Origin of the sequence: Streptomyces cyaneochromogenes (assembly GCF_003963535.1) — a bacterium.
Lineage (GTDB): Bacteria > Actinomycetota > Actinomycetes > Streptomycetales > Streptomycetaceae > Streptomyces > Streptomyces shaanxiensis.
This window is the reverse complement of record NZ_CP034539.1, coordinates 6995457-7020930: the sequence shown is the minus strand read 5'-3', so window position 1 is coordinate 7020930 and position 25474 is coordinate 6995457. Positions and strand designations below refer to the sequence as shown.

13 protein-coding genes are annotated in these 25474 nt (G+C 70.9%); 11 read left to right on the top strand and 2 right to left on the bottom strand.

The genetic code is table 11. The features are described 5' to 3' along the window. The first annotated feature begins 23 nt into the window (after window positions 1-23). From EJ357_RS32095 to EJ357_RS32070, 6 genes are all read left to right on the top strand, one after another. On the top strand, window positions 24-1736 hold the full coding sequence (locus tag EJ357_RS32095; RefSeq protein ID WP_126395173.1) for an ABC transporter ATP-binding protein: 1713 nt from the start codon (window positions 24-26) through the stop codon (window positions 1734-1736). Between the two features lie 173 nt (window positions 1737-1909). Beyond that, a complete protein-coding gene (locus tag EJ357_RS32090) occupies window positions 1910-3622 on the top strand; it encodes an ABC transporter ATP-binding protein (protein ID WP_228473215.1) in 1713 nt (570 codons plus the stop codon). 53 nt (window positions 3623-3675) lie between these two features. Further along, complete coding sequence (locus tag EJ357_RS32085; protein WP_126395172.1) at window positions 3676-5721, top strand: NAD(+) synthase; 2046 nt, start codon at window positions 3676-3678, stop codon at window positions 5719-5721. A 351-nt stretch (window positions 5722-6072) separates the two neighbouring features. After that, on the top strand, window positions 6073-8139 hold the full coding sequence (locus EJ357_RS32080; protein ID WP_126395171.1) for a M4 family metallopeptidase: 2067 nt from the start codon (window positions 6073-6075) through the stop codon (window positions 8137-8139). Between the two features lie 210 nt (window positions 8140-8349). Next, the gene (locus tag EJ357_RS32075) at window positions 8350-10017 is read left to right on the top strand and encodes a M4 family metallopeptidase (protein WP_126395170.1); all 1668 of its coding nucleotides are present in this window, start codon (window positions 8350-8352) and stop codon (window positions 10015-10017) included. Between the two features lie 93 nt (window positions 10018-10110). Further along, a complete protein-coding gene (locus tag EJ357_RS32070; RefSeq protein WP_126395169.1) occupies window positions 10111-10620 on the top strand; it encodes a DUF1990 family protein in 510 nt (169 codons plus the stop codon). 8 nt (window positions 10621-10628) lie between these two features. Here the strand turns inward: EJ357_RS32070 and EJ357_RS32065 are convergent, their stop codons facing one another. Beyond that, entirely contained in the window at window positions 10629-13247 is a 2619-nt protein-coding gene (locus EJ357_RS32065; protein WP_126395168.1) for a glycosyltransferase family 1 protein, read from the bottom strand. Between the two features lie 332 nt (window positions 13248-13579). Between EJ357_RS32065 and EJ357_RS32060 the strand changes: the two genes are divergently transcribed. From EJ357_RS32060 to glgB, 5 genes are all read left to right on the top strand, one after another. Beyond that, a complete protein-coding gene (locus tag EJ357_RS32060) occupies window positions 13580-14782 on the top strand; it encodes a S8 family peptidase (RefSeq protein WP_126395167.1) in 1203 nt (400 codons plus the stop codon). Between the two features lie 299 nt (window positions 14783-15081). Then, the gene (locus EJ357_RS32055; protein ID WP_126395166.1) at window positions 15082-17208 is read left to right on the top strand and encodes an alpha-1,4-glucan--maltose-1-phosphate maltosyltransferase; all 2127 of its coding nucleotides are present in this window, start codon (window positions 15082-15084) and stop codon (window positions 17206-17208) included. Beyond that, window positions 17205-18905, top strand: a complete 1701-nt coding sequence (gene treS, locus EJ357_RS32050) for a maltose alpha-D-glucosyltransferase (protein ID WP_126395165.1) — start codon at window positions 17205-17207, stop codon at window positions 18903-18905. The genes EJ357_RS32055 and treS overlap by 4 nt, the downstream gene beginning before the upstream one ends. A gap of 84 nt (window positions 18906-18989) precedes the next feature. After that, a complete protein-coding gene (locus EJ357_RS32045) occupies window positions 18990-20435 on the top strand; it encodes a maltokinase N-terminal cap-like domain-containing protein (protein ID WP_126395164.1) in 1446 nt (481 codons plus the stop codon). Next, window positions 20432-23086, top strand: a complete 2655-nt coding sequence (gene glgB, locus EJ357_RS32040; RefSeq protein ID WP_126395163.1) for a 1,4-alpha-glucan branching enzyme — start codon at window positions 20432-20434, stop codon at window positions 23084-23086. Before EJ357_RS32045 ends, glgB begins: the two co-directional genes overlap by 4 nt. 162 nt (window positions 23087-23248) lie before the next feature. Here glgB and EJ357_RS32035 read toward each other — a convergent pair whose 3' ends face one another. After that, window positions 23249-25465, bottom strand: a complete 2217-nt coding sequence (locus tag EJ357_RS32035; protein WP_126395162.1) for a HelD family protein — start codon at window positions 25463-25465, stop codon at window positions 23249-23251. Window positions 25466-25474 lie beyond the last annotated feature (9 nt).

Below are 25474 nucleotides of genomic sequence, written 5' to 3'. Positions count from 1 at the left end.
CGACGAACGGGGTACGGGGAACGATGATCGACGCGTACGAGGATCCCGGGACACCGGACTGTCGCGGCGGATGGCGGTATCTGTGGTGGCTCGTCATGCGCCAGCGCATGCGGTCCGCCATGGGGGCGCTGATCTCCAGCGTGTGGATGGTGCTGCTGGCGGCGACCCCGTACCTGATGTCCCGTGCCGTCGACGACGGGCTGGCGGCCGGCGATTACGGGGCGTTGGTGGCGTGGACGGCCGCGCTGTTCACGGTGGGGGCGTTCAACGCCTGGCTGAGCATCATGCGGCACCGCACGATGACGCGGGTGCGGATGGACAGCAACTTCCGCACGGTCAAGGTGCTCATCGGGCACGCGGTACGACTGGGTGCCACGCTGCCCCGCCGGATCGGGGCCGGAGAGGTCGTCACCATCGGCGTGGGCGACGTCCAGACCATCAGCCAGTCCATGACCGTCGTCGGCCCGGGCGTCGGTGCCGTCGTCGCCTATCTGGTGGTCGCCGGGCTGCTGGTGTCGGTGTCGGTGCCGATCGCCGTCGTGGTGCTGCTCGGGATGCCGCTGATCGGCGTGCTCGTCGGGCCGCTGCTGGGACGGTTGCAGGGTACGGAGACGGAGTACCGGGAGCGGCAGGGCGTACTGACCGCGCGGATCGCCGACCTCGCGGGCGGCCTGCGCGTCCTCAACGGCCTCGGCGGCAAGGGCCTGGTCGCCGACGCCTTCCACCGCGACTCACAGCGGCTGCGGGCGCAGGGGTACCGGGTCGGGGCGGTGACCAGCTGGGTGCAGGCGCTCGGCGTGGGGCTGCCCACGCTGTTCCTGGCGGTGGTGACCTGGCTTGCGGCGCGGCTGGCCGCGCAGGGGGCCATCACCGTGGGCGAGCTGGTGTCGGTGTACGGCTACGTCGCGGTGCTGGTGGGGCCGGTGGCGTTCCTCATCGAGTGCGGCTACCAGGTCAGCCGTGGGGTGGTGGCGGCGCGGCGGGTCGTACGGTTCCTGCGGCTGGAGCCGATGACGGACACCGGCACGCGGGACGCGCCCGCGGAGCCGGCGGCGCTGCACGACCCCGAGTCCGGGGTGCGGGTGCCGCCGGGCCGGCTCACCGCGCTGGCCGCCGCGCTGCCGACCGACGCCACGGCCGTCGTCGACCGCCTCGGCCGCTACGTCCCGTCGGCGGCGACCTGGGGCGAAGTGCCCCTGAGCGAGATCGCGTTGGCGCAGGTCCGGGCGCGCGTCCTGGTCGCCGACCACGAGGCGGACCTGTTCGCGGGCACGCTGCGAGAGCTGGCGGCCGGCCATGCGGACCGGGACGAAACGGCGATCACCCAAGCGGTGCACACGGCGGTCGCCGAGGACATCGTCCGCGGCCTCCCCGACGGCCTCGACACCCCGATCGACGCCCAGGGCCGCAACCTCTCCGGCGGCCAGCGCCAGCGCGTCCGCCTGGTCCGCGCCCTGCTGGCCGACCCGGAGGTACTCCTGGCGATCGAGCCGACGTCGGCACTGGACGCCCACACGGAGGCACGGGTCGCGGAACGCCTGCACGCCGCACGGCAGGGCAGCACGACGCTGGTGACCACCACGTCCCCACTGCTCCTGGACCAGGCGGACACCGTGCACTACCTGGTCGACGGCAAGGTGGAGGCCACAGGAACCCACCGCGAGTTGCTGGAAGGGGAGCCGGGCTACCGAACCCTGGTGTCCCGGGACGAGAACGCCGAGGAGCTTGCCAGGTGACGGAAGCCAAACTCCCCAAAGGGGCGCGGGGCCGTATCAATAAGCGGCTCCGCCGCGGGGCGCGGCAAGCCACAAAGCACCCGCACCCGGCAAACAACCCCAAGTCCCGAGCTCATAGCCGCACAACCCTTCCCGTCGCTGAGCCCCGAGACGTCCGCCGCGCCACAGTCCGCCTGATCCGAACCGACGCCAAAGCCTTCACAGCCGTACTCGCCCTGAACTCCCTCGCAGCGATCGCCGGTCTGGCCAGCCCCTGGCTGGTGGGCCGCATCATCGACGAAGTCAGACGCGGCGGCGGCACATCGGCCGTGGACAAACTCGCCCTGGCCATCCTGATGGCGGCCACAGCCCAGCTGTTGCTGGCCCGCTGGGCCCGCTACGTAGGCCACCGCTTCGGCGAACGCACCCTCGCCCGCATCCGCGAGGAGTTCGTGGACCGCACCCTCGCCCTGCCCGCGTCGGTCGTGGAACGCGCCGGCACCGGAGACCTGACGGCGCGCGGCACCGCGGACGTTGCCACCGTCGGCACCACCCTGCGCGACGCCGGGCCCGAGCTGCTGATCAACTCCGTCCAGGTCCTGTTCCTGCTGGGCGCGGTCGTCGCGCTGGACCCCCTGCTCGGCGCCTGCGGTCTGCTCGGCCTGGCCGGACTCTGGCCGGTGCTGCGCTGGTATCTGCGCCGCGCCCGCACCGGCTACCTGGCAGAGGGCACGGCCACCTCAGACGTCGCGGAGATCCTCGCGGCGACCGCGTCCGGCGCCCGCACAGTGGAGGCGCTGCGGCTGGAGCGGCGGCGGGTGACGGCGAGCCGGGACGCGCTGGAGACGTCCCGCCGGACCCGCCTGCACACCCTCTTCCTGCGCTCGGTGTTCTTCCCGTCGGTCGAGATCGCCTACCTCGTCCCCGTGGCGACGGTCCTGCTCGTCGGCGGGGCACTGCACGCCCGGGGCACGATCAGCCTGGGCACCGTGGTCGCGGCCGCCCTGTACTTGCAGCAGATGGTCGGTCCGCTCGACGAGATCCTGATGCGGGTCGAGCAACTGCAGAGCAGCGGCGCCTCGTTCGCCCGCGTGGAGGGCCTCGCGCAGGCCCCGCGGGCGACGGACGCCGACTCGCCGACCCCCGCCGACGACCGCATCGACGTGACCGGCGTGCGCTACGCCTACGACCGCGGCGGCGAGGTCCTCGGCGGCGTCGACCTGACCGTGCGGCCGGGGGAACGACTCGCGGTGGTCGGCCCGTCCGGCGCCGGCAAGACGACCCTGAGCCGGCTGCTGGCGGGCGTGGACGCGCCGAGCGCCGGCTCGGTGACGGTCGGCGGCGTACCGGTCGTGGCCCTCGGCCCGGAGGTGCTGCGCCGCCAGGTCGTCCTGGTCACCCAGGAGCACCACGTCTTCCTCGGCACGGTCCGCGACAACCTCCGTATCGCCGAACCGTCCGCCACGGACGAGGAGTTGTGGGCGGCGCTCACCGCGGTCGGCGCCGATGCCTGGGTACGGCTGCTGCCCGACGGCCTCGACACGGCGCTGGGCGACGGCGGCTGCCGCACGGACGGATCCCAGGCCCAGCAGCTCGCCCTCGCCCGGGTCGTCCTGGCCGACCCGCACACCCTGATCCTCGACGAGGCGACGGCCCTGCTCGACCCGACGACCGCCCGGCACACCGAGCGCGCCCTGGCCGCCGTACTGGAAGGCCGTACGGTCATCGCCATCGCGCACCGCCTGCACACCGCGCACGACGCGGACCGCGTGGCCGTGATGGAGAACGGCCTGCTCACCGAGCTCGGCACCCACGACGAGCTGGTCGCGGCGGACGGGGCGTACGCGGCGCTGTGGCGGTCCTGGCACGGGGAGCGGCCCGCCTCGCCCGGAACGGCGCGGGCCTGATCAGGCGATCTATGCTCGGTGGCAGCACTGTCCGCTTCTCCTGGGGAAGTCCGTTGAACTTCTGGTCGATCTACCAGCACGGCTTCGCGCGCGTCGCCGCCTGCACGGGCCACACCGTCATCGCCGACCCGCGGGCCAACGCGGAGGCGGTCCTGCGGCAGGCACGCGCGTGCGCGCAGGAGGGCGTGGCCGTCGCCGTCTTCCCCGAGCTGGGCCTGACCGGCTACTCGATCGAGGACCTGCTGCTGCAGGACCCGGTGCTCGACGAGGTCGAGGAGGCGCTCGGGGCGGTGGTGGCCGGGTCGGCGGACCTGCTCCCGGTGCTGGTCGTGGGCGCCCCGCTGCGCCATCGCCACCGGATCTACAACTGCGCGGTGGTCGTGCACCGGGGCCGGATCCTGGGCGTCGCGCCCAAGTCGTACCCGCCGAACTACCGGGAGTTCTACGAGCGGCGCCAGATCGCCTCCGGCGAGGACGAGCGCGGCGGGACGATCCGCATCGGCGGCACCGAGGTGCCGTTCGGGGTCGACCTGCTCTTCGAGGCGCGGGACGTCCCCGGTCTGGTGCTGCACGCGGAGATCTGCGAGGACATGTGGGTCCCGGTGCCGCCGAGCGCGGAGGCGGCCCTGGCCGGCGCGACCGTGCTCGCCAACCTCTCGGGCAGCCCGATCACGGTCGGCCGGGCCGAGGACCGCCGGCTGCTGTGCCGGGCGGCGTCGGCGCGCTGCCTTGCGGCGTACGTCTACTCGGCGGCCGGTCTGGGCGAGTCGACGACCGACCTGTCCTGGGACGGGCAGACCATGATCTACGAGAACGGCGCCCTGCTCGCCGAGACGGACCGCTTCCCGCTCGGCGACCAGTTCGCGGTGGCCGACGTCGATCTCGACCTGCTGCGGCAGGAGCGGGCCCGGATGGGCACGTTCGACGACAACCGCCGCGCGCACGCCGGGCGCACCGGTGACTTCCGGCGGGTGGAGTTCCGGCTGGACCCGCCGACGACGGACCTGGGCCTGAAGCGCCGGGTCGAGCGCTTCCCGTTCGTGCCCGCCGACGCCGAGCGCCTCGCCCTGGACTGCTACGAGGCGTACAACATCCAGGTCGCGGGGCTCCAGCAGCGGCTGGCCTCGATCGGCGGCCCGAAGGTGGTCATCGGGGTGTCCGGGGGCCTGGACTCCACGCACGCGCTGATCGTCGCCGCCCGGGCGATGGACCGCGCCGGGCGCCCGCGCAGCGACATCCTGGCCTTCACCCTGCCCGGGTTCGCCACCAGCGACCACACCAAGGACAACGCCCACAAGCTGATGAACTCGCTCGGCGTCACCCCGGCCGAGCTGGACATCACGCCGACCGCGCGGCTGATGCTCAAGGAGATGGGCCACCCGTTCGCGTCCGGTGAGCCGGTGTACGACGTCACCTTCGAGAACGTGCAGGCCGGTCTGCGCACCGACTACCTGTTCCGCCTCGCCAACCAGCGCGGCGGCATCGTGCTCGGCACCGGCGACCTGTCGGAGCTGGCGCTGGGCTGGTCCACGTACGGCGTGGGCGACCAGATGAGCCACTACAACGTCAACGGCGGGGTGCCGAAGACGCTGATCCAGCATCTGATCCGCTGGGTCATCGGCAGCGAGCAGTTCGACGAGGAGACCGGCCGGACACTGGCGGCGATCCTCGACACGGAGATCAGCCCGGAGCTGGTGCCCGGCGAGGAGATGCAGTCCACCGAGTCGAAGATCGGCCCGTACGCGCTGCACGACTTCACGCTCTTCCACGTCCTGCGCTACGGCTTCAGGCCGTCGAAGATCGCCTTCCTGGCCTGGCACGCCTGGCACGACCCGAAGGGCGGTGCCTGGCCGCCCGGCTTCCCCGAGGCCAAGCGGGTGGCGTACGACCTGGCGGAGATCCGGCGCTGGCTGGAGGTCTTCTGCCGCCGTTTCTTCGCGTTCGCACAGTTCAAGCGCTCGGCCATGCCGAACGGACCGAAGGTCTCGGCCGGCGGCTCGCTCTCGCCGCGCGGCGACTGGCGCGCGCCGTCCGACGGCACGGCCCACGCCTGGTTGCGGGATCTCGCGCGCTTCGACCTGCCGGGCGGCGAGCTGTAGGCGGTACGGCGGGACGGGCGGGCCCACGGCGTCCTTTACGGGACGGTGTGGGCCCTTGGCGTTCCGGTCCGTATACCGAACATGAACTCCCGGACAACGAACGATTTCCGGCCAACTTCCTGACGCGCCCCTGACAGAAACCGCAATCAGCTGGCACTCTTCCCACGGCCGCGGCACAGCAACCCCACAAGACCGTCACATGGCGGTGCTCGCGGCTGAACTCCCGCACGCGCACGTCAGTTCCCGCACGCGCACGTCGTTCTGCGTACCACCCCGTGTCGCCCGGACGGCCCACCCGCCGGCCGGTCTCCCCTGGCCGCGTGATCCGCGGCCGCGCAGAAGGAGTCAGTGTTGAGAGACAGTTCCTCCCACAGACGCGCCCCCCACACCACGCGCCGTCACACCACGCACCGCCGGGCCGCCGCCGTCGCCCTCGTCGGTGTCTCCGCCCTGATCGCCGCGGCCGTCCAGTCGGGCGCCGCCACCGCAGCCCCGGAGAAGGCACCGTCGGCCGCGGGCAAGGTCATCCCGGGCGCCGAGTCCGTCAAGCTGTCCCCCGCCCAGCGCGCCGCGCTGATACGCGAGGCCAACGCCACGAAGGCGGACACCGCGAAGGACCTGGGCCTCGGTGCCAAGGAGAAGCTGGTCGTCCGTGACGTCCTCAAGGACGGCAACGGCACGGTCCACACCCGCTACGAGCGCACCTACGACGGCCTGCCCGTCCTCGGCGGCGACCTCGTCGTCGAGACCGCGAAGTCCGGTGCGACCGAGGCGGTCGTCAAGGCCACCCGCGCCGCCATCAAGCCGGCGACGACGAAGGCCGCCGTTTCCACCGCCAAGGCCGAGAAGCAGGCGCTGGCCGCCGCCAAGGCGGAGAAGGCCAAGAGCCCGGACGTCAACAAGGCGCCGCGCAAGGTGATCTGGGCCGCGAACGGCAAGCCGACCGTGGCGTACGAGACGGTCGTCGGCGGCTTCCAGCACGACGGCACCCCGCAGGAACTGCACGTCATCACCGACGCCACCACCGGCGAGAAGCTGTACGAGTGGGAGGCGATCGAGACCGGCACCGGCAACACGGTGTACTCGGGCACGGTCAACCTCACGACCACGCAGTCCGGTTCGACGTACAACCTCACCGACGGCGCGCGCGGCAACCACAAGACGTACAACCTGAACCGCGGCACCTCCGGCACCGGCACCCTCTTCTCCGGCTCGGACGACGTCTGGGGCAACGGCAGCCCGTCCAACCTGGAGTCCGCGGGCGCCGACGCGCACTACGGTGCCGCGCTGACCTGGGACTACTACAAGAACGTGCACGGGCGTTCGGGTATCCGCGGCGACGGCGTCGGCGCGTACTCCCGGGTCCACTACGGCAACAACTACGTCAACGCGTTCTGGTCCGACAGCTGCTTCTGCATGACGTACGGCGACGGCTCGGGCAACTCCAACCCGCTGACGTCGATCGACGTGGCCGCGCACGAGATGACCCACGGGCTCACCTCGAACACGGCGGGCCTGAACTACAGCGGCGAGTCCGGCGGCCTGAACGAGGCCACCTCCGACATCTTCGGCTCGACCGTCGAGTTCTTCGCGAACAACTCCTCCGACGTCGGTGACTACCTCATCGGCGAGGAGATCAACATCAACGGCGACGGCACCCCGTTGCGCTACATGGACAAGCCGAGCCAGGACGGCTCGTCGAAGGACGCCTGGTACTCAGGCATCGGCTCGATCGACGTGCACTACTCGTCGGGCCCCGCGAACCACTTCTTCTACCTGCTGAGCGAGGGCAGCGGCACCAAGACGATCAACGGTGTCACCTACAACTCGCCCACCTCGGACGGCCTTCCGGTCACCGGCATCGGCCGGGACAAGGCGGAGAAGATCTGGTTCCGCGCGCTGACCACCAAGTTCACCTCCACCACCAACTACTCGGGCGCCCGCACCGGCACCCTCGCGGCGACCGGTGAGCTGTACGGCACCACGAGCGCCGAGTACAAGGCTGTGCAGGACGCCTGGGCGGGCGTCAACGTGGGCACGCGCTCCGACGGGGGCGGCGGCGGTGGCGGCACGTCCTTCGAGAGCGGCACCGACGTGTCGATCCCGGACAACGGGGCGGCGGTGACCTCCCCGATCACGGTCTCCGGCCGGACCGGCAACGCGCCGTCCAACCTCCAGGTCGCCGTGGACATCGTCCACACCTACATCGGTGACCTCAAGGTGGACCTGGTCGCCCCCGACGGCACGGCCTACACGCTGAAGGGATACGGCACCGGCGGCAGCTCGGACAACCTCGACACCACGTACACGGTGAACGCGTCCTCCGAGGTGGCCAACGGCGTGTGGCAGCTGCGGGTGCAGGACAACGCGGCCATCGACACCGGTTACATCAACAGCTGGAAGCTCACTTTCCCGTAGGCCCGTTGACGGTCTGACCAGGACAGGGCGTCGTCTCGGTGGGTTCAACTCCCGCCGGGACGGCGCCCGTTTACATTTCTGAAACGTTCACCGGACAGTCAAATTTTGGCCAACATCACGATCCGCTCCTGACATGTACGCGTCCTAGGTGTCACGCTTCCCTCATCCGCCGCACCAGCACCAACGCTTTTCCCCCACAAAGGAGCTCGTGTGACCCCCCTCTACGCGCGTCGCAAGCGCACCACTCTGGCCGTCGCCACCGCCGTGGCGGCCGGAGCCCTCCTCACCACCGGCCTGACCGCCGGAAGTTCCGCCGCCGAGGACCAGGCGCAGGGCGGCACAAAGGCCGCCCCGCTCGCCGTCCCGGTCGCGCTGGCCCCCGCCGCGCGCACCGCGCTCATCAAGGACCAGCAGGCCGAGGCCGCCGAGACCGCCGACGCGATAGGCCTCGGCTCCCAGGAGAAGCTGGTCGTCAAGGACGTCGTCAAGGACGCCGACGGCACGGTCCACACCCGCTACGAGCGCACCTACGCGGGCCTGCCCGTCCTCGGCGGCGACCTGGTCGTCCACGAGTCGGCGGCCGGCAGGACCCAGGGCGTCACCAAGGCGACGAAGGCCACCATCAAGGTCGCCTCGCTCAAGCCGGCGATCACCGCGGCCAAGGCCGAGGGCCAGGCCGTGAAGCTGGCCAAGGCGGCCGGCTCGGAGAAGACCGAGGCGGACAACGCGCCCCGCAAGGTGATCTGGGCCGCGAACGGCAAGCCGACCCTCGCCTACGAGACGGTCGTCGGCGGCCTCCAGGAGGACGGCACCCCGAACGAGCTGCACGTCATCACCGACGCCGCCACCGGCGAGAAGCTCTACGAGTACCAGGGCATCGAGACCGGCACCGGCAAGAGCGTCTACTCCGGCACGGTCACCCTCGGCACGACCCTGTCGGGTTCGACGTACCAGCTGTACGACACGACGCGCGGCGGCCACAAGACGTACAACAAGGCGCGCAGCACCAGCAGTTCCGCGGGCACGCTGTTCACGGACGCGGACGACACCTGGGGCACCGGCGCGGCCTCCAGCTCCTCCAGCGACCAGAGCGCGGCCGTCGACGCGGCCTACGGCGCCCAGACGACGTGGGACTACTACAAGAACACCTTCGGCCGCAGCGGCATCAAGAACGACGGCAAGGCCGCGTACTCCCGCGTCCACTACGGCAACGCCTACGTCAACGCGTTCTGGTCCGACAGCTGCTTCTGCATGACGTACGGCGACGGCGAGGGCAACGTCAAGCCGCTCACCTCGCTGGACGTCGCCGGCCACGAGATGACCCACGGCGTCACGTCGAACACGGCGGGCCTGAACTACTCGGGCGAGTCGGGCGGCCTGAACGAGGCCACCTCCGACATCTTCGGCACGGCCGTGGAGTTCTACGCGGCGAACTCCTCCGACGTGGGTGACTACCTCATCGGCGAGGAGATCGACATCAACGGCGACGGCAGCCCGCTGCGCCACATGGACAAGCCGAGCAAGGACGGCAACTCGGCCGACTACTGGTCCTCCTCGCTCGGCGGCCTGGACGTCCACTACTCCTCGGGCCCCGCGAACCACTTCTTCTTCCTCCTGTCGGAGGGCAGCGGTTCGAAGACGATCAACGGGGTGAGCTACGACTCCCCGACGTCCAACGGCTCGACGGTCACCGGGATCGGCCGCGCCAAGGCCGCCGCGATCTGGTACAAGGCGCTGACCGAGTACATGACGTCGACGACGAACTACAAGGCCGCCCGCACGGCGACCCTGAGCGCGGCGTCCGCCCTGTACGGCGGCACGAGCAGCACCGAGTACAAGGCGGTTGCGGCCGCGTGGTCGGCGGTCAACGTCAGCTGACCGCAGGCCTGCTGAGGCACGACTGACGCACGACTGACCGAGGCGGCACCCGGGACGAAGGCATCCCCGGGTGCCGCCTTACGCTTGGGACCCATGTCCTTCACGTACGACGACGTCGGCGCGACCCGGGAGCACGGCTTCTGCCCGCCCGGCTTCCACCCCCTGCATGTGCGCACCCGCATCGGCGAGGGCGAGGAGGTCTTCCGCAGAGCGGCCGAGGCGGTCATGACCTGGGAGATGCACCGCGCGATGGGCGTCGGCATCGACGCGTCGTCCGACCGCGCGGCCCCCGACGTGGACGTCACGGTCACCCTCGCCGGCGTCATCAAGGCGCCGTGCCGGGTGGTCTGGACGGTGGAGGAGCACCGGCGCATCGGCTGGGCGTACGGGACGCTCTCCGGCCATCCGGAGTGCGGCGAGGAGGCGTTCGTCGTGGAGCGGACGGGGGACGGCACGGTCTGGCTGACCGTGCGTGCCTTCAGCCGGGGGGCGAAGTGGTACGCGCGGGCGGGGGGAGCTGCCACGCGCGGGCTGCAGCACGCGTATGCGCGGCGGATCGGGGTGGTGCTGCGGCGGTTGTGCGCGCCGGTCCAGGAGATCTGAGCCGCGGATCACCGCATCAACACCCCCGCCCCCTCCCCCACATCCTCCGAAGGCACCGCCACCAACCCCAACTCCGCCCCCGACGCCAGCAACCGGTGCGTCGGCAGAATCCGCACCGTGTACCCGTACGGCCCCGTCCGGTCCAGGGCCAGCGGCCCCTCGTACACCCACCGCCCCTCCGCGTCCGGGCTCCCCACCGGCTTCAGCGGCACCGTCGAGGCGTCCGCGATGCTGTCCTCGAGGTCGACGCGGCCCGAGACCGCCTGGACCTCCACGTCGTCCGGGGCGAGAGCGCCGAGGCCCACCCGTACCCGGAGACTGAGCGTCGAGCCGAGTTCGGCGGTGGGTGTCGCCGCCGATGTCTCGACGTGGTCGACGGTGACGTCGTGCCAGGCCGAGCGCACCCGCGCCTTCCAGCCGGCGAGCTCGCGTGCCGCCTCCGGTGTCATCGTGCGGTGCGCGTGCGCGGCCGGGGTGTAGAGGCGTTCCACGTACTCGCGGACCATCCTGCCCGCCAGGACCTTCGGGCCGAGCAGCGTCAGGGTCTGGCGGACCATCTCGATCCAGCGGTCCGGCAGGCCCGCCTGGCCGTGCTCGTAGAAGCGGGGCGTGACGCGCTGCTCCAGCAGGTCGTAGAGCGCCGCCGCCTCTATGTCGTCGCGGTGGTCGGGGTCGGTGCCGGTGCCGTCCGCCGTGGGGATCGCCCAGCCGAAGTCGGGCTGGAACCACTCGTCCCACCAGCCGTCCAGGACGGAGAGGTTGAGACAGCCGTTCAGCGCGGCCTTCATGCCGGAGGTGCCGCAGGCCTCCAGCGGTCGCAGCGGGTTGTTGAGCCAGATGTCGCAGCCCGGGTAGAGCTTCTGCGCCATGGCCATGCCGTAGTCGGGAAGGAAGACGATGCGGTGCCTGACCCGCGGGTCGTCCGCGAACCTCACCAGTTCCTGGACCAGGCGCTTTCCGCCGTCGTCCGCCGGGTGCGCCTTGCCCGCCACCACGATCTGGATGGGCCGCTCCGGATGCAGGAGCAGGTCCATCAGGCGGTCGCGGTCCCTGAGCATCAGCGTCAGTCGCTTGTACGACGGGACGCGGCGCGCGAATCCGATCGTCAGGACGTCGGGGTCCAGCACACCGTCGATCCAGCCCAACTCGGCCGTCCCCGCGCCGCGTTGACGCCATGACACGCGCAGCCGTTCCCGCACCTCCGTCACCAGCTGCTCGCGCAGGTTCCGGCGCAGCTCCCAGATGTCCTGGTCGGGGATCTCCGCGACCGCGTCCCAGCGGTCCGAGCCGCCGACGGTCAGCGCGTCCTCGGTACGCCGGTCGCCGATCTGGCGGGCGCCGAGGCGGAAGACCTCGGGGGCGACCCAGGTCGGGGCGTGGACGCCGTTGGTGACCGAGGTGATGGGCACCTCGTCGGGGTCGAATCCCGGCCACAGGCCCGAGAACATCTCGCGGCTGACGTTGCCGTGCAGCAGCGAGACGCCGTTGGCCCGCTGGCCCAGGCGCAGGCCCATCACCGCCATGTTGAAGAGGTTCGGTTCGCCGCCGGGGTAGGTCTCCATGCCGAGCCGGAGGATGCGCTCGACGTCGATGCCGTGGAGTTCCGCGTCGGGGCCGAAGTGGTGGGCGACCAGCTCGCGGTCGAAGCGGTCGATGCCGGCCGGGACGGGCGTGTGGGTGGTGAAGACCGTGCCGGCGCGGACGGCCTCCAGCGCCGAGTCGAAGTCCAGCCCCTCGGCGGCCAGCTCGGCGATGCGCTCCAGGCCGAGGAAGCCTGCGTGTCCCTCGTTGGTGTGGAAGACCTCGGGGGCCGGGTGGCCGGTCAGACGGCAGTACGTCCGGACCGCCCGCACCCCTCCTATACCCAGCAGCATCTCCTGCAGCAGCCGGTGCTCGCTGCCGCCGCCGTAGAGCCGGTCGGTCACGCCGCGTTCGCCGAGGTCGTTCTCCTCGACGTCCGAGTCGAGCATCAGCAGGGGCACGCGGCCGACCTGGGCGATCCAGACCCTGGCGTGCAGCTGCCTGCCGCCGGGCAGGGCGAGGGAGACCTGGGCGGGTGTGCCGTCGGGCTCCTTCAGGAGGGCCAGCGGCAGCTCGTTGGGGTCCAGGACGGGATAGTGCTCCTGCTGCCAGCCGTCCCGGGACAGACTCTGCCGGAAGTACCCGTGCCGGTACAGCAGCCCGACCCCGATGAGGGGGACCCCCAGGTCACTGGCCGCCTTGAGGTGGTCGCCGGCGAGGATGCCGAGGCCGCCGGAGTACTGGGGCAGGGCGGCCGTGATGCCGAACTCGGGGGAGAAGTAGGCGACGGCGGCGGGGAGTCCGGCGGGCTGCTCCTGGTACCAGCGCCCGCCGGTGACATAGTCGTCGAGGTCACCCGCGGCCGCGCTCAGCCGGCGCAGAAACGACCGGTCCTCGGCCAGCTCGGCGAGCCGCCCGGGCGGAACGCTGCCCAGCAGCCGTACGGGGTCCTGTCCCGAGGAGGCCCAGCGCTCGGGATCGACGGACCGGAAGAGATCACGGGTCTCCGCGTGCCAGGACCAGCGCAGGTTGCGCGCGAGGTCGCTCAGGGGCCGGAGGGGTTCGGGGAGGACGGGTCGGACGGTGAATCGACGGATCGCCTTCACAGTTCCACCTAGGGCAGCGCGTGGCAGGGGGCCCACGGCGGTGTGGGTCCCGTCATCGAACCCGACGGTATCGGTATGCGGGGCTTGGTAACCACCGTGCGTTTTGCGGCGATCAAGTGACTGTCAAGCAAGGAGCGATGAGCACCTTCGTCCGAAAGCAGCCGCAACCTTTACAGATCCCCCATGGCCGATTTGGCCGATTCCGCCCCCGTAGGCGTCCTTGTGGCGACTTCTCACCTCACGAGAGGGTGACATCGGCGCACCGGTCCACGCCAGGTGCACCCGGCGATCCGGGGCCGCCGTGCGCCGAGTTGAGGAGGGGAACTCACACCATGGCACGGACGCGCATACGGCGTCTGCGCTGGGCGGGTGGGCTGACCGCGGTGACCTGTGTCGCCGCGCTTTCGGCCACCGGCATGCCCGCGCACGCCGCATCGGAGGGGCAGATACTCGGCGCCGGGGAACCCGGCTCCGTCGGTGGCAGTTACGTGGTGACACTCAAGGGGGGAACGAAGGCTCCGTCGGCGGCGGGAAAGAGTCTCGCCGAGAAGTACGGGGCGAAAATAAGCCACACCTACGGCACCGTCCTCAACGGCTATGCCATCCGGGCCGACGAGAGACAGGCCAAGCGGCTCGCGGCGGACTCCCGCGTCGCCTCGGTCGTCCAGGACACCCGCGTGACCCTGGACCACAGCCAGAAGAATCCGCCGTCCTGGGGGCTCGACCGCATCGATCAGGCCAACCTTCCGCTGGACAACAGCTACACCTGGCCGGAGTCCGCGGGCACCGGCGCGACGGTCTACGTGATCGACACCGGCATCCGCATCTCGCACAAGGACTTCGGCGGCCGGGCGAGCTACGGCTGGGACTTCGTCGGCGACGACAGGACCGCGAGTGACGGCAACGGCCACGGCACCCATGTCGCCGGCACCATCGCGGGCAGCAAGTACGGCGTCGCCAAGAACGCCAAGGTCGTCGCCGTACGGGTCCTCGACAACGCCGGTGGCGGCACCACCGCCGATGTCATCGCGGGCATCGACTGGGTGACCAGGCACGCCAAGAAGCCGGCCGTCGCCAACCTCAGCCTCGGCGGCTACCGGAACGCGCAGCTGGACGCCGCCGTACGCAACTCCATCGCGTCCGGCGTCACCTACACGGTGGCCGCGGGCAACGACGGGTTGCCGGCGGGGCTCTACTCCCCCGCGGCGGTGAAGGAGGCCATCACCGTCGGCGCCACCGACAAGAAGGACGCCAAGGCGAGCTTCTCCAACTTCGGCTCGGCGCTGGACCTGTTCGCCCCGGGTGTCGGGATCACGTCGGCGTCCTACGCGAGCGACACGAGCAAGGCGACCTACTCGGGTACGTCGATGGCGTCGCCGCACGTGGCGGGCGTGGCCGCGCTCTATCTGGCCGACCATCCCAAGGCGCGTCCCGCACAGGTGTCCAAGGCGCTGGTGGCCCAGGCCGTGTCCGGCAAGGTCTCCGGGCGCGGGCTCGGCTCGCCGAACAAACTCCTGCAGGTACCGGGCTCGTAGCGGTCTCTTCCCGGCGAAGTGCGGGTACCGGCCCCGTTCCTGTGGAACGGGGCCGGTCTTGTGCGTAGACATACGCGTGAGTAGTTAACAAAGTGCCGGATTGCCCACCCGAATAGGGTGGGAAGGCTCCAGCGGTACACCCCACCCGTGCGCCCCCGGGCGCACCGGGGAAACACCCCGCACCACCACGCAGGACCCCACAGCACCACGCAGGACCTCGCAGCACCCCCGCAGGACCCCGCAGGACCCACCTCCCCACAGCCATCCGCCCACCCACGTTGACGCGGACAGGAGCGGTCATGCCCGCCATGCACCACCAGTCGACCTCACCCCTGACGTCCTCACCCCCGACGTCCCGCACCGAAGCACCCCCCATCCCCCGCGCCGTCACCGCCGACACCGGACCGCCCGCCGCGGAGCGACCCCCCGCGCGCGACACGGCCGGCGGCGTCGGGCGCATACCCGTCCTCGACGTCCGCCCGATCGTCCAGCACGGGCGCAGGCCCGCGAAGGCGGTGACCGGCGAGACCTTCGAGATCTCGGCGACCGTGTTCCGCGAGGGCCATGACGCCGTAGCCGCCAATGTCGTGCTGACCGGCCCGGACGGCCGCCCCGGCCCGTGGACGCCGATGCGCGAACTCGCCCCGGGCACCGACCGCTGGGGCGCCGACGTCACCGCCGGCGAGCCCGGCCACTGGACGTACCGGGTCGAGGCCTGGGGCGATCCGGTCGCCACCTGGCGGCACCACGCGCAGATCAAGATCCCGGCCGGGATGGACACCGACCTCGTCCTGGAGGAGGGCGCGCGGCTGTACGAGCGTGCGGCCGCCGGAGTGCCCGAGGGTCAGGGCGAGCAGGTGATCGCCGCCGCCGTGGAGGCGCTGCGGGACGAGAGCCGCCCGGCCGCCTGGCGGTTGGCGGCCGCGTCGACGCCCGAGGTGGACGCGGTGTTGGGGCGGTATCCGCTGCGGGACCTGGTCACCGTGTCGGACCCGCTGCCCCTGCTGGTCGAACGCGAACGGGCCCTGTACGGCTCCTGGTACGAGTTCTTCCCCCGCTCCGAAGGCACCCCCGAGCAGCCGCACGGCACCTTCACCACCGCCGCCCGCCGGCTGCCCGCGATCGCCGCGATGGGCTTCGACGTCGTCTACCTCCCGCCCATCCACCCCATCGGCACCACCTTCCGCAAGGGCCCCGACAACACCCTGTCCGCGGGCCCCGACGACGTCGGTGTGCCCTGGGCGATCGGCTCCCCCGAAGGCGGCCACGACGCCGTCCACCCCGACCTCGGCACCCTCGAGGACTTCGACGCCTTCGTGGCCGCCGCGCGGGAACTCGGCCTGGAGATCGCCCTCGACTTCGCCCTGCAGTGCTCGCCCGACCACCCCTGGGTCCACAAACACCCCGAGTGGTTCCACCACCGCCCCGACGGCACCATCGCCTACGCCGAGAACCCGCCGAAGAAGTACCAGGACATCTACCCCATCGCCTTCGACGCCGACATGGACGGCCTGACCGCAGAGACGCTGCGCGTCCTGCGGCACTGGATGGACCACGGGGTGCGGATCTTCCGCGTGGACAATCCGCACACCAAACCGGTCGTCTTCTGGCAGCGGGTGATCGCCGACATCAACCGCACCGACCCCGACGTCATCTTCCTCGCCGAGGCCTTCACCCGCCCGGCGATGATGCACACCCTGGCCCAGATCGGCTTCCAGCAGTCCTACACCTACTTCACCTGGCGCAACACCAAACAGGAACTCACCGAGTACCTGACGGAGCTGTCGGGTGAGGCGGCGGCCTACATGCGGCCGAACTTCTTCGTCAACACCCCCGACATCCTGCACGCCTACCTCCAGAACGGCGGCCGCCCCGCCTTCGAGGTCCGCGCCGTCCTCGCCGCCACCCTCTCCCCCACCTGGGGCATCTACAGCGGCTACGAACTGTGCGAGAACACCCCCCTGCGCAACGGCAGCGAGGAGTACCTCCACTCGGAGAAATACCAGCTGCGCCCCCGCGACTGGGAAACCGCCGAACGGGAGGGACGTACGATCACGCCGCTCCTCACCAAGCTCAACGCCGTCCGGCGCGCGAACCCCGCCCTGCGGCAGCTGCGCGATCTGCACTTCCATCACGTGGACAACGACGCCCTCATCGCCTACTCCAAACGGCAGGGATCGAACACGGTTCTGGTGGTCGCCAACCTCGACCCCCACCACACCCAGGAGGCCACGGTCTCGTTGGACATGCCGCAACTCGGCCTGGACTGGCACGAGTCGGTGCCGGTGCGCGACGAGCTCACCGGCGAGACCTATCACTGGGGCAGGACCAACTATGTGCGCCTTGAGCCGGGCCGCGAGCCCGCGCACATCTTTCGTGTTCTGCGACCGTCCACCCCGCAGATCGGAGGGTCACCCACAAAATGATCGTCAACGAGCCCGTTCAGGACACCTTCGAGGACACGCCTGCCAAGGATCGTGACCCGGATTGGTTCAAGCGCGCCGTCTTCTACGAGGTCCTGGTCCGCTCCTTCCAGGACAGCAACGGCGACGGCGTCGGCGACCTCAAAGGCCTGACGGCCAAACTCGACTACCTGCAATGGCTCGGCGTCGACTGCCTGTGGCTGCCGCCCTTCTTCAAGTCACCGCTGAGGGACGGCGGCTACGACGTCTCCGACTACACCTCCGTACTCCCCGAATTCGGCGACCTCGCCGACTTCGTGGAATTCGTGGACTCCGCCCACCAGCGCGGAATGCGGGTCATCATCGACTTCGTCATGAACCACACCAGCGACCAGCACCCGTGGTTCCAGGAGTCGAGGAAAGACCCCGACGGCCCCTACGGCGACTACTACGTGTGGGCCGACGACGACAAGGCATACGGCGACGCGCGCATCATCTTCGTCGACACCGAGGCCTCCAACTGGACCTTCGACCCGGTCCGCAAGCAGTACTTCTTCCACCGCTTCTTCTCCCACCAGCCGGATCTCAACTACGAGAACCCGACCGTGCAGGAGGAGATCATCTCCGCCCTGCGGTTCTGGCTGGACCTGGGAATCGACGGCTTCCGGCTCGATGCCGTGCCGTATCTGTATGCGCAGGAGGGCACCAACTGCGAGAACCTGCCGGCGACCCATGAGTTCCTCAAGCGGGTCCGCAAGGAGATCGACGCCCACTACCCGGACACGGTGCTGCTGGCGGAGGCCAACCAGTGGCCGGAGGACGTCGTCGACTATTTCGGCGACTTCCGCAGCGGCGGCGACGAGTGCCACATGGCCTTCCACTTCCCGGTGATGCCGCGGATCTTCATGGCCGTACGGCGGGAATCCCGCTACCCGGTCTCGGAAATCCTCGCCAAGACCCCGGCCATCCCCTCCGGCTGCCAATGGGGCATCTTCCTGCGCAACCACGACGAGCTGACCCTCGAAATGGTCACCGACGAGGAACGCGACTACATGTACGCGGAGTACGCGAAGGACCCGCGTATGCGCGCCAACATCGGTATCCGCAGGCGCCTCGCCCCGCTCCTCGACAACGACCGCAACCAGATCGAGCTGTTCACCGCCCTGCTGCTGTCGCTCCCCGGCTCGCCGATCCTCTACTACGGCGACGAGATCGGCATGGGCGACAACATCTGGCTCGGCGACCGCGACGCCGTCCGCACGCCCATGCAGTGGACCCCGGACCGCAACGCGGGCTTCTCGTCCAGTGACCCGGGGCGGCTGTTCCTGCCGGCGATCATGGACCCGGTCTACGGCTACCAGGTGACCAACGTCGAGGCGTCGATGGCCTCCCCGTCCTCGCTCCTGCACTGGACGCGCCGGATGATCGAGATCCGCAAGCAGAACCCCGCTTTCGGACTCGGCACCTACACGGAACTCCAGTCGTCGAATCCGGCCGTGATCGCCTTCCTGCGGGAATACGAGGACGATCTCGTCCTGTGCGTGAACAACTTCTCCCGGTTCGCCCAGCCGACGGAGTTGGACCTGCGCAGGTTCAACGGACGACATCCGGTGGAGCTGTTCGGCGGGGTGCGATTCCCGGCCATCGGTGAGCTGCCGTACTTGCTGACGCTCGGTGGTCACGGCTTCTACTGGTTCCGGCTGCGCAAGGACGCCGCCTGAGAGCCCGGGCGGGGCGGTTTCTCCCGCCCCGCCCGGGGCACGCATGAGTAACACCCCGACCTCCCGGGGAAAGGACGCGACGCCATGTCGGAAGCCGTCACCCGTACCTTTACGACCTCGCCGGGTCTCCTTGCGTCGCTGGATCCACTGCTCAGGGAGTGGCTGCCGCGGCAGCGCTGGTTCGCGGGCAAGGGGCGTCCGGTCACCGGGTTCTCGCTGGTGGCGGCCACCGAGCTGCTGCCGCCCGGCGGCAAACTGGGCCTGTACCACCTGCTGGTGCGCGCCCATCAGCCCCTGGCGCCCGTGCCGGGCTCCCCGGAGCAGCCCGCGGACTGCTATCAACTCCTCATAGGGGAGCGCGAGGCGCTACCACCCCGGCTGGCGCCCGCGCTGATCGGGCATGTGGCCGAGGGCCCGCTCGCCGGACGCACCGTGTACGACGCCCTGTACGACACCCGCCCCGCCGAGCTGCTCCTGGAGGCACTGCGCACCGGGGCCCGGATCGGCGGACTGCGCTTCGAACGGGACGAGAGCCGGGAGATCCGCTCCGGCCTGGTGCCGCGCCTGGTCACCTCCGAGCAGTCGAACTCCTCGGTCGTCTACGGCGATACGTTCATCCTGAAGCTGTTGCGCCGGGTCGTGCCCGGCGTCAATCCCGACCTGGAGCTCCCGCTGGCCCTGGCCCGCGAGGGCTGCGACCGGGTGCCCGCGCCGACGGCGTGGATCCGCGCCGAGCTGGCCGGTGAACCGTACGTCCTCGGCGTGCTCCAGCCCTTCGTGCAGGGCGCGGCCGACGGCTGGGAGCTGGCGCTGCGCGAGCTCGCCAAGGGCGAGGACTTCGCCACCGCGGCACGGGCGCTCGGGCGCGCCACCGCCGAGGTGCACACGGCGCTGGCCCGTACGCTGCCGACCGTGACCCTGGGCCATACGCAGGTGCAGCAGCTGGTCGACGGCATGGTCGAGCGGCTGGAGGCGGCCGCGCAGGCGGTGCCCGCGCTCCGGCCGTACGCGCCCGGTCTGCGCTCGGCCTTCGAGGCGCTGGCCGGCCTGGCCGCCGAGGGGTACACCTGGACCGCCCAGCGCATCCACGGCGACCTGCACCTCGGGCAGTGCCTGCGCTCGCCCGCCGGGCAGTGGTGGCTCATCGACTTCGAGGGCGAGCCGTCGAAGTCGCTGGCCGAGCGGCGGATGCCGCAGCCGCCGGTGCGGGACGTGGCGGGGATGCTGCGCTCCTTCGACTACGCGGCCCACTCGGCCGACCCGCCGATACCCGGCTGGGCCGACGCCTGCCGGGCCGCGTACTGCTCCGGGTACGCACAGGTCAGCGGCGTCGACCCGCGGACCGATCCGGTGCTGATGCGCGCGTACGAGACCGACAAGGCGATCTACGAGGTCGTCTACGAGGCCCGCCACCGCCCCGACTGGCTCCCGGTACCGCTGTCGGCCATACGCCGCCTCGCCACGGACAGCGGCACCCCGTCCCCCTCCCCTCTCCCATCCCCACCTTCGCCCAGGAGGCCCCGCCCGTGACCCCCCGCACCACTCCCTCCAGCGATTCGGACCCGAAGAAGACGGCCGAGAAGCCGCCCGAGCAGGTGACGCGCGCCGCGAAAACGGCGAAGGCCGTAGAGAAGGCCGCGGAGGCCATGAAGAAGGGGGCGGCGAAGAAGGCGACGAAGAAGGCCGCCGCCAAGAAGACCCCCGCGGAGAAGGCCCCGGCCAAGAAAGCCACGGCGAAGAAGGCCGCCGCCGAGAAAGCGGTGGCGAAGAAGGCCGTGACAAAGAAGGCCGTGACGAAGAAAGCTGTGACGAAGAAGGCCACGGCGGCGAAGACGACCGCCGCGAAGAGCACTTCGGCGAAGACCACGGCGTCGAAGAGCACCCCCGGAAAGAAGGACGCCGCCAAGAGGATCCCCGCGCAGAAGGCGGCGCAGAAGAAGATCCCGGCCCAGAAGGCGATCCCGAAGCCGGCCGATCCCGTGGAGGTCGCCGTCTCCCCGGCCCTCGACGCGGCCGACCGCGACCGGCTCCTCGCCGGCACCCACCACGACCCGCACTCCGTCCTCGGCGCACACGCCGTGCCCGGCGGTGTCGCCTTCCGGGCCTTCAAGCCGTACGCCCTGTCGGTGACCGTCGTCGTCGGCACCGTCCGGGCCGAGCTGCACGACGACGGGGAGGGCTTCTTCTCGGGGCTTGTGCCACTGCGGGAGGTGCCGGAGGAGTACAGGCTCCTCGTGGCGTACGAGGGGACGGTGCAGGAGACCGAGGACGCGTACCGTTTCCTGCCCGCGCTGGGCGAGCTCGATCTGCATCTGATCGGCGAAGGACGGCACGAGGAGCTGTGGCGGGCGCTCGGTGCCGAGCCGATGACGCACCAGGGCGTGACCGGCACCCGCTTCACGGTGTGGGCGCCGAACGCGCGGGGCCTGTCCCTGGCCGGCACCTTCAACTTCTGGGACGGCACCGGCTATCCGATGCGCTCGCTCGGCGGTTCCGGGGTCTGGGAGCTGTTCGTGCCCGGCATCGGCGAGGGTGAGCTGTACAAGTTCGAGATCACCCGGCCGGACGGCTCGAAGACGCTGCGCGCGGACCCGCTCGCCCGCCGGACCGAGGCCCCGCCCAACACGTCGTCCGTCGTGCACGCCTCGCACCACGAGTGGGGCGACGCGGCGTGGCTGGCGCGGCGCGGGGAGGTCCCGACGCACGAGGCGCCGTTCTCGGTGTACGAGGTGCATCTGGCGTCCTGGCGGCCCGGACTGACGTATCGCCAACTCGCCGATCAGCTCCCCGCGTACGTCAAGGACCTCGGCTTCACCCACGTCGAGCTGATGCCGGTCGCCGAGCATCCCTTCGGCGGCTCCTGGGGCTACCAGGTCACCGGCTTCTACGCGCCCACGGCCCGCCTCGGCACCCCCGACGACTTCAAGTACCTGGTGGACGCCCTGCACCAGGCCGGCATCGGGGTCCTGATGGACTGGGTGCCTGCGCACTTCCCGCGCGACGACTGGGCGCTGGCCGAGTTCGACGGGCGTCCGCTGTACGAGCACGAGGATCCGCTCAAGTCCGCGCACCCCGACTGGGGCACGCTGGAGTTCGACTTCGGGCGGCGCGAGGTGCGCAACTTCCTTGTCGCCAACGCCCTTTACTGGTGCGAGGAGTTCCACATCGACGGGCTGCGGGTGGACGCGGTGGCGTCGATGCTCTACCTGGACTACTCGCGTGAGCCGGGGCAGTGGGTGCCGAACGAGCACGGCGGGCGGGAGAACCTGGACGCGGTGGCGTTCCTGCAGGAGATGAACGCGACGGTGTACCGGCGGGTGCCGGGGGTGGTGACCATCGCGGAGGAGTCGACGGCCTGGGACGGCGTGACGCGTCCGACGCACGTGGCGGGGCCTGGCGGCTTCGGGGGCCTCGGCTTCGGGCTGAAGTGGAACATGGGCTGGATGCACGACTCGCTGGAGTACATGGCCAAGGAGCCGGTGCATCGCAAGTACCACCACAACGAGATGACGTTCTCGATGGTGTACGCGTACAGCGAGAACTACGTCCTGCCCATCTCCCACGACGAGGTCGTGCACGGCAAGCGGTCGCTGGTGTCGAAGATGCCGGGCGACTGGTGGCAGCAGCGCGCCAACCACCGCGCGTACCTGGGCTTCATGTGGGCCCACCCCGGCAAGCAGCTCCTGTTCATGGGGCAGGAGTTCGCGCAGGGCGCCGAGTGGTCCGAGGCGCACGGGCCGGACTGGTGGCTGCTGGACCCGGCGTACGGGGCGGAGCCCGACCATCGCGGGGTGCGGGACCTGGTCCGTGACCTGAACACGGTCTACCGGCACACGCCGGCCCTGTGGCAGCGGGACGCCGATCCGGCCGGGTTCCAGTGGGTGGTGGGGGACGCGGCGGACGACAACGTGTTCGCGTTCCTGCGCTATGACGCCGAAGGGGCTCCGCTGCTGGCGGTCTCGAATCTCTCGCCGGTGGTCCGGCACGACTACCGCCTCGGTGTCCCCGACGACGTTCCGGCCTGGCACGAGTCGTTGAACACCGACGCGGCGAGGTACGGCGGCGGCGACGTCACCAACCCGGACCCGCTGAAGCCGGAACCCCAGCCCTGGCACGGCCGCACGGCCAGCATCCAGCTGACGCTGCCACCCCTGGCGACGGTCTGGCTGCGCCCGGCCTAGTTTTCTCGCCCCCGCCGCCCCTACCCGTCCCGTCCCTGGGGGCTGCCGCCCCCAGACCCCCGCTTGGGCCCGAAGGGCCTCGTCCTCAAACGCCGGACGGGCTGAAATGCCTGGTCCGGCGTTTGAGGAGCGGGGTCTGGGGCCGAGCCCGCGAATTCCGTCTCAGGCGGTGGTCAACGCCTTCGGCAGGCGACCCGTGTGGAGCACCCCCAACCGCTGTGTCGCCCGGGTCAGCGCCACGTACAGATCGCTCGTGCCGTACAACCCCGGCTCCACCACCAACACCGAGTCGAACTCGAGGCCCTTCGACTGCCGCGGGTCGAGAAGGACGACGCCGCGCGTCAGGTCGGGCTCCGAACCCGCCGTCACCCCGTCCAGCCCCGCCGCCAGCTTCCGGTGCAGATGCCGCGGCGCGATGACCGCCAGTCGGCCCTCGGCCGGCTTGAGCTCCTCGACGGCCTTCGCCACCGCGCCGGGCAGGTCGTCGGTGGCGCGTACCCAGGGCCGTACCCCGGTCGACCGGACCGAGCTCGGCGGCTCGAAGTCGGGGTCCTCGGCGCGTACGACCGCCGCCGCCAGGTCCATGATCTCGGCCGGCGTGCGGTAGTTGACGCCGAGCCGGGTGTGCTCCCAGCGGTCCTCGACGTACGGCTGAAGGATCTTCCGCCACGAGCCGACGCCCGCCGCCTCCGCCGTCTGGGCCGGATCGCCCACCAGCGTCATCGACCGGGTCGGGCTGCGCCGCATGAGCAGCCGCCAGGCCATCGGCGACAGCTCCTGCGCCTCGTCGACGATGATGTGCCCGAACGCCCAGGTCCGGTCGGCCGCCGCGCGCTCGGCCGCGCTGCGGTGGTCGTCCTCCTCCTGGCGTTCGGCGAAGCGCTCGGCGTCGATGATGTCGTGCGCCGACAACACCTCCGAGTCCTCGTCCTCCTTGTCGTCGAACTCGTACGTCCGCGACGCGTACGACACGTCCAGCACGCCCTGCGCGTACGCGACCTGCGTCTGCCGCTCCCGCTCGGCGAGCGCCCGCGCCACCCGTTCGTCCTCGCCGAGCAGTTCGGCCGCCTCGTCCAGCAGCGGTACGTCCGCCACGGTCCAGGCCCGCGTCACCGGACGGCGGATCGCGGCCGCGTCCTCGTCGGGGAGGTAGCCGACGGGGTCGGCGAGGAAGTCGGCGACCAGGCGCTGCGGGGTCAGGCGCGGCCACAACTGGTCGACGGCCGCCCACACTTCGGGGTTCTCGGCGAGCTCGTCGCGGATCTGGGTGATGTCGGTCGCGTCGAGGAGGCTGCTGCCGTCGTAGGGGTCGGTGCCGACCCGCTCGGCGTACAGCTCGGTGAGCGTGTTGAGGATGTGCCCCTCGAAGTACTCGCGCGCCGCGTTGTGCTGGAGCTTCGCGGCCCGGGTGCGCTCGCGGGCGACCCGCACCAGGTCGTCGTCGAGCATCAGGATCTCGCGGTCGTGCTCGATCGCGATCACCGGGTCGGGCAGCGCCTGCCAGTCGCGTACGACCTCGGCGAGCACGTCCGCCATGTCGGCCCGCCCCTTGACCGCGGCCGCCGCGCGCGTGTCGGTCGCCGACGCCCGTACGCCGGGAAACAGCTCGCCGACGGTGGCGAGCAGCACACCGGTCTCGCCGAGGGAGGGCAGCACCTCGCCGATGTAGCCGAGGAAGGCGGGGTTGGGGCCGACGATCAGGACCGCGCGCCGGGCGAGCAGCTCGCGGTGTTCGTAGAGGAGATACGCGGCGCGGTGCAGGGCCACGGCCGTCTTGCCCGTACCCGGGCCGCCTTCCACGACCAGTACGCCGCGGTGGGGCGCCCGGATGATCTCGTCCTGCTCGGCCTGGATGGTCTGCACGATGTCGTGCATACGGCCGGTGCGCGCGGCATCGAGGGCGGCGAGCAGCACGGCGTCACCGGTCGGGTCCTCGTGGCCGGTCCGCTCCTGGTCTCCGAGGTCGAGGATCTCGTCGTGCAGGGCGGTGACGGTACGGCCGTCGGTGCTGATGTGCCGCCTGCGCCTGATCCCCATCGGGGTGTGGCCGGTGGCCAGGTAGAAGGGGCGGGCGACGTCGGCGCGCCAGTCGACGAGGATCGGGGTGTGCTCGGCGTCGTCGGTGCGCAGGCCGATGCGCCCGATGTGATGGGTGACGCCGGTGGCGAGGTCGATCCGGCCGAAGCACAGCGAGCCGTCCACGGCGTTCAGCGCGGCGAGCAGCCCCGAGCGCTCGGCGACCAGGATGTCCCGCTCCAGCCGGGCCTGCATGGGCGTGTTGCCCTGGGCGAGCGCGTCCGTGACGGAGACCTCGGTGTCACCGCGCAGCGCGTCCACGCGCGCGTACAGGTCGTCGATGAATTCCTGCTCGCGGCGCATTTCACCGTC

Excerpts from the sequence above, each read along its gene's own strand:
- EJ357_RS32095 (WP_126395173.1), top strand. The coding sequence starts at position 24 with ATGATCGACGCGTACGAGGATCCCGGGACACCGGACTGTCGCGGCGGA.
- EJ357_RS32070 (WP_126395169.1), top strand. The coding sequence starts at position 10,111 with ATGTCCTTCACGTACGACGACGTCGGCGCGACCCGGGAGCACGGCTTC.
- EJ357_RS32060 (WP_126395167.1), top strand. The coding sequence starts at position 13,580 with ATGGCACGGACGCGCATACGGCGTCTGCGCTGGGCGGGTGGGCTGACC.
- EJ357_RS32055 (WP_126395166.1), top strand. The coding sequence starts at position 15,082 with ATGCCCGCCATGCACCACCAGTCGACCTCACCCCTGACGTCCTCACCC.
- treS (WP_126395165.1), top strand. The coding sequence starts at position 17,205 with ATGATCGTCAACGAGCCCGTTCAGGACACCTTCGAGGACACGCCTGCC.
- EJ357_RS32045 (WP_126395164.1), top strand. The coding sequence starts at position 18,990 with ATGTCGGAAGCCGTCACCCGTACCTTTACGACCTCGCCGGGTCTCCTT.
- EJ357_RS32035 (WP_126395162.1), bottom strand. The coding sequence starts at position 25,465 with ATGCGCCGCGAGCAGGAATTCATCGACGACCTGTACGCGCGCGTGGAC.